This window comes from Rhizobium sp. 10N414 (assembly GCF_056394785.1).
Window position 1 is genome coordinate 17,423 of sequence record NZ_JBFTIN010000011.1, and the last position, 8,733, is coordinate 26,155.

General features: G+C 61.1%; 9 protein-coding genes. 4 read left to right on the plus strand and 5 right to left on the minus strand.

All coding sequences use genetic code 11. The features are described from left to right. The first annotated feature begins 266 nt into the window (after positions 1 to 266). On the plus strand, positions 267 to 2,105 hold the full coding sequence (gene ilvD, locus AC1DE4_RS12570) for a dihydroxy-acid dehydratase (protein ID WP_018857098.1): 1,839 nt from the start codon (positions 267 to 269) through the stop codon (positions 2,103 to 2,105). 35 nt (positions 2,106 to 2,140) lie between these two features. Here ilvD and AC1DE4_RS12575 read toward each other — a convergent pair whose 3' ends face one another. Beyond that, positions 2,141 to 2,440, minus strand: a complete 300-nt coding sequence (locus tag AC1DE4_RS12575) for a lysozyme inhibitor LprI family protein (protein WP_245267949.1) — start codon at positions 2,438 to 2,440, stop codon at positions 2,141 to 2,143. Between the two features lie 409 nt (positions 2,441 to 2,849). Here AC1DE4_RS12575 and AC1DE4_RS12580 point away from each other — a divergent pair, with 409 nt between their 5' ends. Beyond that, positions 2,850 to 4,253: a DegQ family serine endoprotease gene (locus tag AC1DE4_RS12580; RefSeq protein ID WP_018857096.1), complete on the plus strand. Its 1,404-nt coding sequence runs from the start codon at positions 2,850 to 2,852 to the stop codon at positions 4,251 to 4,253. Next, on the plus strand, positions 4,250 to 5,566 hold the full coding sequence (locus AC1DE4_RS12585) for a replication-associated recombination protein A (RefSeq protein ID WP_477881501.1): 1,317 nt from the start codon (positions 4,250 to 4,252) through the stop codon (positions 5,564 to 5,566). Before AC1DE4_RS12580 ends, AC1DE4_RS12585 begins: the two co-directional genes overlap by 4 nt. Here the strand turns inward: AC1DE4_RS12585 and AC1DE4_RS12590 are convergent, their stop codons facing one another. From AC1DE4_RS12590 to AC1DE4_RS12605, 4 genes are all read right to left on the minus strand, one after another. Then, positions 5,567 to 5,869, minus strand: a complete 303-nt coding sequence (locus tag AC1DE4_RS12590; protein ID WP_018857094.1) for a DUF1883 domain-containing protein — start codon at positions 5,867 to 5,869, stop codon at positions 5,567 to 5,569. Between the two features lie 103 nt (positions 5,870 to 5,972). Beyond that, positions 5,973 to 6,236, minus strand: coding sequence for a hypothetical protein (locus tag AC1DE4_RS12595; protein WP_051085589.1), 264 nt, complete (start codon positions 6,234 to 6,236; stop codon positions 5,973 to 5,975). Between the two features lie 116 nt (positions 6,237 to 6,352). Beyond that, complete coding sequence (locus AC1DE4_RS12600) at positions 6,353 to 7,264, minus strand: dihydrodipicolinate synthase family protein (protein ID WP_192241570.1); 912 nt, start codon at positions 7,262 to 7,264, stop codon at positions 6,353 to 6,355. A 7-nt stretch (positions 7,265 to 7,271) separates the two neighbouring features. Beyond that, complete coding sequence (locus AC1DE4_RS12605) at positions 7,272 to 7,415, minus strand: hypothetical protein (protein WP_156828753.1); 144 nt, start codon at positions 7,413 to 7,415, stop codon at positions 7,272 to 7,274. A gap of 293 nt (positions 7,416 to 7,708) precedes the next feature. Here AC1DE4_RS12605 and AC1DE4_RS12610 point away from each other — a divergent pair, with 293 nt between their 5' ends. Continuing rightward, on the plus strand, positions 7,709 to 8,599 hold the full coding sequence (locus AC1DE4_RS12610; RefSeq protein WP_477881504.1) for an aminoglycoside phosphotransferase family protein: 891 nt from the start codon (positions 7,709 to 7,711) through the stop codon (positions 8,597 to 8,599). Positions 8,600 to 8,733 lie beyond the last annotated feature (134 nt).

Sequence of the window (8,733 nt, forward strand, 5' to 3'; positions counted from 1 at the left end):
AGATCATTGTTTATGCCCACAGGCACGGCTGCGAAAAGCCAACTTTTTGTGTTCGCTGCTTGATGCAATAGTCTGTAACGAAACGACTGCCGTGACCGTATAAGCTCGATGTGCCCAGGAGCCGAAGCGTACCGGTTTCGGCCTTCCCGGTAGTGACAGCCCACACCGTTTGGATTAGGACAATTCCAAAAAACGGCGACAACCCGGCCGCTTGAAGCCTGCGACCCGCAATCGCCGACGATTTCCGACACGTAAGGAATACGCCAATGCCAGCCTACCGTTCCAGAACCACGACCCACGGCCGCAACATGGCGGGTGCGCGCGGCCTTTGGCGCGCCACGGGCATGAAGGATTCGGATTTCGGCAAGCCGATTATTGCGGTGGTGAACTCCTTCACCCAGTTCGTGCCTGGCCACGTCCATCTCAAGGACCTTGGTCAACTCGTGGCCCGCGAAATCGAAGCTGCTGGTGGCGTCGCCAAGGAATTCAACACGATCGCCGTCGACGACGGCATCGCGATGGGCCATGACGGCATGCTCTATTCGCTGCCGTCGCGCGAACTGATTGCCGACAGCGTCGAATACATGGTCAACGCCCACTGCGCCGACGCGATGGTCTGCATCTCCAACTGTGACAAGATCACGCCCGGCATGCTGATGGCCTCACTCCGCCTCAACATCCCGACCGTCTTCGTCTCCGGTGGCCCAATGGAAGCCGGCAAGGTCGTCCTGCATGGCAAGACCCACGCGCTCGACCTCGTCGACGCCATGGTTGCCGCCGCCGACGACAAGATCAGTGATGAGGACGTCAAGGTCATCGAACGGTCTGCCTGTCCGACCTGCGGCTCGTGCTCGGGCATGTTTACCGCCAACTCCATGAACTGCCTGACCGAAGCGCTCGGCCTGTCGCTGCCCGGCAACGGCTCGACGCTCGCAACGCATGCCGATCGCAAGCGCCTGTTCGTCGAAGCTGGTCACCTGATCGTCGATCTCGCGCGCCGTTACTACGAGCAGGACGACGTCAAGGCTCTGCCGCGCACGATCGCGTCCAAGAAGGCGTTCGAGAACGCGATGGCCCTCGATATCGCCATGGGTGGTTCGACGAATACCGTCCTGCACATCCTCGCGGCTGCTCACGAAGGCGAGATCGATTTCACGATGGCCGACATCGACGCCTTGTCGCGCCGCGTTCCCTGCCTCTCCAAGGTCGCACCGGCAAAGAGTGATGTCCATATGGAAGATGTTCACCGCGCCGGCGGCATCATGTCGATCCTCGGCGAGCTGGACAAGGGCGGCCTGCTGAACCGCGAATGCCCGACGGTCCATGCCGAAACGCTCGGCGACGCGATCGACCGCTGGGACATTACCCGCACCAACAGCGAGACGGTCCGTAACTTCTACCGCGCCGCGCCCGGCGGCATCCCCACCCAAGTCGCCTTTAGTCAGGAAGCGCGTTGGGACGATCTCGACACGGACCGCGAAAAGGGCGTTATCCGCTCCGTGGAGCATCCGTTCTCGAAGGACGGCGGTCTTGCTGTTCTGAAGGGCAACCTGGCGCTTGACGGCTGCATTGTGAAGACGGCAGGCGTTGACGAATCCATCCTGAAGTTCTCCGGCCCGGCCAAGGTCTACGAAAGCCAGGACGCGGCCGTGAAGGCCATCCTGTCGAACCAGGTCGTTGCCGGCGATGTCGTCGTCATCCGCTACGAGGGCCCGAAGGGTGGCCCCGGCATGCAGGAAATGCTCTATCCGACGAGCTACCTGAAATCGAAGGGCCTCGGGAAGGCTTGTGCGCTGATCACCGACGGCCGCTTCTCCGGCGGCACCTCCGGGCTTTCCATCGGCCACGTCTCGCCGGAAGCGGCAAACGGCGGTACGATCGGTCTGGTTCGCGAAGGTGACATGATCGACATCGACATCCCGAACCGCATCATCAGCCTGCGCGTCGACGACAAGGAGCTGGCGAACCGTCGTGCCGAGCAGGAGGAGAGGGGCTGGCATCCGGCCGAGCAGCGCAAGCGCAACGTCACGACGGCGCTGAAGGCTTATGCCGCCTTCGCAACCAGCGCCGATCGGGGAGCCGTTCGCGATCTCGGCAGCCGCTGAGCTTCTTGTCAAGAGAATGTGAAATGGACCGGTCGCTAAAGCGGCCGGTTTATTTTTTTGTAGGTTTCATCGAGCTGTTTCAGGCGCTCGTCATAGGCAGCCTTGATGCATGCCGCGTCTGCGGCGCATTCCTGGCGTTTCTTGAGCCAGGCCGTTTGCTCGTCCTGCAAGGTGCCGCGCGAGCCCATCGCCATAAGCCCAGACAGCAGGTTGAACGTCGTTACCATCTTCACATCGGCATCGTTCAGCGCGCGGTTTTCGCAGATCACTGTTTCATCCGGCTTCAGTTCCTTTGCGTCGCAATCAAAGCTCGCGGCATGGGAAGCGCCTGCCATGAGCGCTGAAAGGGTGAATGCTGCGACGGGGAAAAGCGTGGGGTGAAAAGCTCTCATGCATCAGTTCCTGTTTCATTGGGTCCAGCGACAAACATGATGCAGTTGGCCGACGCGGCAAGGACGGGTCCTGCTTTGGCTTAAAGGAATCGGTGGGCGAACGGCGCTTCAACAGCTTGGGCACCAGGAATGGGGCAGAGGTGCAACATGCTTCGAGCGCGATGTCTCCTTCGGGTGACTTCGGCTTGCCTTTGGCATTAGATATCAGTCGCATAGAGTTCGTTTTTGAATCAGTTTGCGAAGCTTGATCAGTAGTCCGTGAGCTGCCTTGTTCTTCCATGCTTCCGCCCTCTTTCCTTTCTAGCGTCCGGCGCTACAACGTGTTCAAGAGCGAATTTCAGAAGGAATCCCCATGCATGACCTGTTGAAGCGCACGGCCCTGCCTCTCGTGGCTCTGGTGCTTGCGCTGCCGGTTTCCGCCAATGCTCAAACCGCCAAGACCGTACCGCAGAGCCAGTTGGAGATGCAGCTCTCCTTCGCGCCGCTCGTCAAGCAGACGGCAGGCGCCGTTGTGAACGTCTATGCCGAAAAGACCGTCCGCAGGCAGTCTCCTTTCGGGGGCGACCCCTTCTTTGAAGAGTTCTTCGGTCAGCAGATGCCGAACCGAAGCGAGAAGCAGTCGTCGCTGGGATCGGGCGTCATCGTCGAGGCGAACGGAACGATCGTAACGAACAACCACGTCGTGGAAGGCGCGGATGACATCAAGGTCGCGCTTTCGGACGGGCGGGAGTTTCCGTGCAAGGTTGTCCTGCGAGATGACCGTGTCGACCTTGCCGTCCTCAAGGTCGACACCAAAGAGACCTTCCCGACCCTCGCGCTAGGCAATTCCGATGCCGTCGAGGTCGGTGATCTCGTCCTGGCGATCGGCAATCCCTTCGGTGTCGGCCAGACGGTCACCAGCGGTATCGTTTCGGCGCTGGCACGTAATCAGGTGGTCAAGAACGAGTTTGGCTTCTTCATTCAGACGGATGCGTCGATCAACCCCGGCAACTCCGGCGGCGCGCTGATGAACATGAATGGCGAGCTGATCGGGATCAACACGGCGATCTTCTCGCGCGGCGGCGGTTCGAACGGCATCGGCTTTGCGATCCCGGCCAATCTCGTGAAGGTGTTCCTTGCGTCTGCGGATGCCGGCGTGAAGTCCTTCGAGCGGCCCTATGTTGGCGCCACGTTCGATGCGGTGACGTCCGAGGTTGCCGAAGCGCTCGGCCTCAACAAGGCGCGCGGTGCGCTTGTCGTCAAGGTTACCGAGGGTGGCCCGGCGGCCAAGGCCGGATTGAAAGCCGGGCAGATCGTCTCCGCCGTCGATGGCATTCCGGTCGAGCATCCGGATGCGCTGCTCTATCGCCTGACCACGGTAGGGCTTGGCAAGTCGGTTAAATTGACCGTGGTCGAGAACGGCCGCGAGCAGCAGATCGCACTAGCGCTCGACAGAGCGCCCGAGACGGCGCCACGCGACCAGCGTACGATCGGTGGCCGCACGCCCTTCACGGGCGCTGTTGTCGAAAATCTCTCACCGCGTGTTGCCGACGAGCTGCGCATGCCTTCGGAATCGACCGGCGTCGTTGTTTCCGAGGTGAAGGAAGACTCCCTTGCCGCTCGCCTCGGCTTTGAGCCAAAAGACATCATAATCTCGATCAATGGCACGGAAGTGAAGAATACCAAGGAACTCGCAGCGATCGCCGACGAGGATCCCAGCTTCTGGCGCGTCGAGATCGAGCGCGATGGCCAGCGAATCCGACAGTTTTTCCGATGAGTGACGATCTCTTTGCACCGCGCATTCCCGAGGAGGTCGCCAACCGGCGGCCTCTTGCCGATCGCCTGCGGCCCCGCACGCTTTCGGAAGTCACTGGCCAGGAGCATCTGACCGGCGAAGACGGCGTGTTGCGGCGCATGATCGAGAGCGGTTCGCTCGGCTCGATGATTTTCTGGGGGCCGCCCGGCACCGGCAAGACGACTGTCGCCCGATTGTTGTCGGGCGAGGCGGGTCTCGCCTTCGAACAGATCTCCGCGATCTTTTCAGGCGTGGCCGATCTCAAGAAGGCATTCGAGGCGGCACGGCTGCGTCGAATGGATGGCCGGCAGACGCTGCTCTTCGTCGATGAGATTCATCGTTTCAACAGGGCGCAGCAGGATAGTTTCCTTCCGGTGATGGAGGACGGCACCGTCATCCTCGTGGGCGCCACCACCGAGAATCCCTCATTCGAGCTCAATGCGGCTTTGCTGTCCCGCGCACGGGTGCTGACCTTCAAGTCGCATGACGATGAAAGCCTCGAAGAATTGATGAAGCGTGCCGAGGCTGCCGAAGGCAAGGCGCTGCCGCTGACGGAAGACGCCCGTGTCAGTCTGCATAGAATGGCGGACGGTGACGGACGCGCCGTTCTGACGCTTGCCGAGGAAGTATGGCGTGCCGCGCGCGAGAAGGAGACTTTTGATACGGAGGGCCTCACGCGCATCGTGCAGCGCCGCGCCCCGGTCTACGACAAGGCCCAGGATGGGCACTACAACCTCATCTCCGCGCTTCACAAGTCCGTCCGTGGCTCCGACCCCGATGCAGCGCTCTACTATCTCGCGCGCATGTTCGACGCCGGCGAAGATCCCCTTTATCTAGGCAGGCGCCTCGTTCGCATGGCTGTCGAGGACATCGGCCTTGCCGACCCGCAGGCGCTGGTGATCTGCAACGCGGCGAAGGACGCCTACGACTACCTGGGCTCACCCGAAGGCGAACTGGCATTGGCGCAGGCCTGCGTCTATCTCGCGACCGCACCGAAGTCGAACGCCGTCTATACGGCTTTCAAGGCCGCGACCATGGCCGCCAAGCAGAATGGTTCGCTTCTGCCGCCGAAGCACATCCTGAATGCGCCGACGAAGCTGATGAAGGGCGAGGGTTACGGCGAGGGCTATCGTTACGATCACGACGAGCCGGACGCCTTTTCGGGCCAGGATTACTTCCCGGAGAAAATGGGCCGACAGACCTTTTATGATCCACCAGAACGCGGCTTCGAGCGGGATATCCGCAAACGCCTTGAATGGTGGGCAAAGCTCAGGAAGGAGCGCAATCAGCGCTGATCAGGAGGCTCGCATCTGCCCTGCGGGAGCGACGAGCTTCACCGCTGATTCCGCAAGGCCATGATGGCCTTCCATGTCCACGACCAGATGCCAATGTCCGCTGTCGGGAATGGACAGACGGATGGGAGACTTCCGCGCGACGCCGCCGACATATTTGAAGTCGAGGACTTCGGTGAAGCGCTGATAGTTCGGCGCAGTCATCAGGCGCACATTCGCCACCGCGTTCAACGTCACCTCGATAATCGTCCCGGCGCGCTGTTCCTTCAGATCGTAGTGGGTAAAGCGAAAGTTTGGTTTCGGCATGGTCTCGTGGCATCTTCTCTACGCCAGCACCATAGGCCCTTCCAGTTAAGGAAGCGTTTGCCATTGGCGACGGGCCAGCTGGCCCGCCACCAATCACGATGTATCAGTGGATTTCCTTTTCGCCGCGCTCTAGCGCGCCGAACTGCAGGACGATGCCATCCGCGGCGCGGCAAATCTGCTCGGGCTTGTGATCGCATTCATCGGCTGCGAAATGGCGTGCTGCGTGTTCGCTGATGAAGACGCCTCCAACGAGCCCTTTGCGGTCCTGCACGACCCAGCGGCCATTTCGGTCTTGGCCGATGGTGAAGCGTGCAGAACCCTGGCGTTGGAGGGGTTCGATTGCGGACGCAGATTGAAGAGAGGGCATCGAATTTCCTTTCGAATTGTCTTCTGCGCTGGATTGCAGCGCTGTGCCACGCTCAGGAAGGTAGTGGTACTCGCATTCGCCTTCCATTGGCCGGTGATCAGGAAAATATAAAAATATCATATATATAAAGCGGCATCTTGAATCTCGGAAACGCGCGAGAGCGCCTGCGAAATAAGCTGTTCTCCATCGGCATCCAGGGCCAGAAGCGGCATTCGGACTTCCGGATCGATCGGCAACAATGTCCGCAACGCGTTCTTGATTGCAGCGGGGTCGGCCTCGGGGCCTAGCGCTCCTGTCAGTGGGGCCAGCCTGTCATCGAGCAAGCGCGCAGCTGGGAGATTGCCGCCGAGCGCCGCCTGCTGCAGCGAGGCATACAGACGCGGGTACACGTTCGCGCCAGCCGAGATGATGCTGTTGCCGCCGCTGCCGAGGAAGGAGAGGGCCGTTGCGTCGCGATCGGAAAGAAGCAGGAAGCGTTGACGCCAGAAGGGCACCGGGCACCTAGCGACGGCGTTGCCCTCCGCAAGGGCCAAGCCGACGATTGACGGGATATCGGCGAGCGCGGCGAGTGTCGGCAAGGTCATATCGATTGCCGTGCGCATCGGGTTGTTTTCGACGATCAAGGGAAGGCTCGTTGCGGTCGCGAGCTGAGCGAAGTGACCGACAATGCCCTTCTGTCCAGGCTTGGAATAGTACGGAAGCGTCACTAGGGCAGCACTGGCGCCAAGCTCCTCGGCGTCTAGCGTAAAGGCGATCGTCGTTGCCGTAGCGTTCGTGCCGGTTGCGGCAATGACGGGAACAAGATCGCCGGCAACGCGGACACAGGTCCGGATGACTGCGGCGCGCTCGCTTCTGGTGAGGGTCGGTCCTTCTCCGGTCAGTGTACAGACGGCAAGCCCGTCGACACCGCCGCGGATCTGTCGCTCCGCCAGTCGTTCCAGTGCGGGAAGGTCGAGTGCTCCGTCGCGAAACGGCGTGATGAGCGCGGTCGTGGTGGCGCCGAGGCGCAACGGTCTGTCAGCTGGCATGCTGCGCTCAAAGGCCGCCCAGAATGACGTAGAGTTCAACAGCGGCAAGCACGACCCCGAACAGGATGAGCGCCTGGGCCGTGCGTCGCTCGCGCATCTGCCGTTTCGGTGCCGGGCGGCGCGGGCGGGGGATCGGGGCATTGGGTAGCATGAAATCTCGCATGGCTTTCAACCTTCGCATTTCATGGGAAGGCTAACGCCATTCACGGTAGGAATTCCATTCGAGTACAAGCAGCGTGATATAGAAATCGCATAAAGACGCGGATCCGACGAAGGCGGCGGCGCCGGAGAAATACCATGAATTTCAGGCGATTAGCGGCGAGCTTGGATTCATCTTCTCAGGGTCTTGATTCAAAGTCGAAAGGTCGAAGACAACCTTAGGATTGATCTCTGCTGGGAAAGGCCGACATTATGCCGGCACCTTCAGGGAGGACTGCCAGAACAATGGATGGCCCAGTAATCGATACCGCGCTCGTGCGTCGGCTGATTGCCACGCAGTTTCCGGAGTGGGCTGATCTGGCGATCCGGCCCGTCGAGTTCGGCGGATGGGACAACAGGACATTCCACCTTGGCACGGCGATGACGGTTCGGTTGCCGAGCGCTGCTCACTATGCCGAACAGGTCGCCAAGGAGCAGCAGTGGCTGCCGGTTCTTGCGCCGCAGCTGCCTCTGCCGATACCCGTGCCTCTGGCGATGGGGAGGGCGGACGAGAGCTATCCCTGGCCGTGGTCGGTTTATGAGTGGCGTGACGGTGAGACGGCGCTGACGGAACGCATCGACGACCTCAGTGAGTTCGCCACCACCCTGGCCGGTTTCCTCGATGCGTTGCAGGCGGTGGACGCCAGAGGGGGACCTCCGCCCGGCTCGCACAACTTTTTTCGCGGCGGATCGCTGTATGTCTACGACGCGCAAACGCGCGAGGCGCTTGTGCGTTTGGATGGTCGGATCGACACGCAACTGGCGACGGACGTCTGGGAAGCCGCGCTTTCGACTTCGTGGCAAGGCGCGCCTGTGTGGTTTCATGGCGACGTCGCCTATGGCAACCTTCTAGTCAGGAACGGTCGCCTCGATGCCGTGATCGATTTCGGGACGTCGGGCGTCGGCGACCCCGCCTGTGATCTCGCAATCACCTGGCACATGTTCGAGGGACAGAGCCGCCAGGTGTTTCGAAAGGCACGTCCGCTCGACGCGGGGACGTGGGCACGCGGCCGCGGATGGACGCTATGGAAGGCCCTGATCGTCGCCGCCGGCATGGCCGGCGCAAATCCCGTAGACGTCAGGAGATCTTGGCAGGTCATCGAAGACGTGCTGGCCGATTACCTGGCGTGGGCATGACGCTCTCGGAATTGCGCTGTCGAAAATAATGGCGGCTGGATGTCGGGAGAGAAGGTCCCGCTGCGTCCTATGGGGGAAGGTTAGTAGAACCGCAATCGCGGGACGCAGAAAGCCGGAAATTTGGACAACGAACG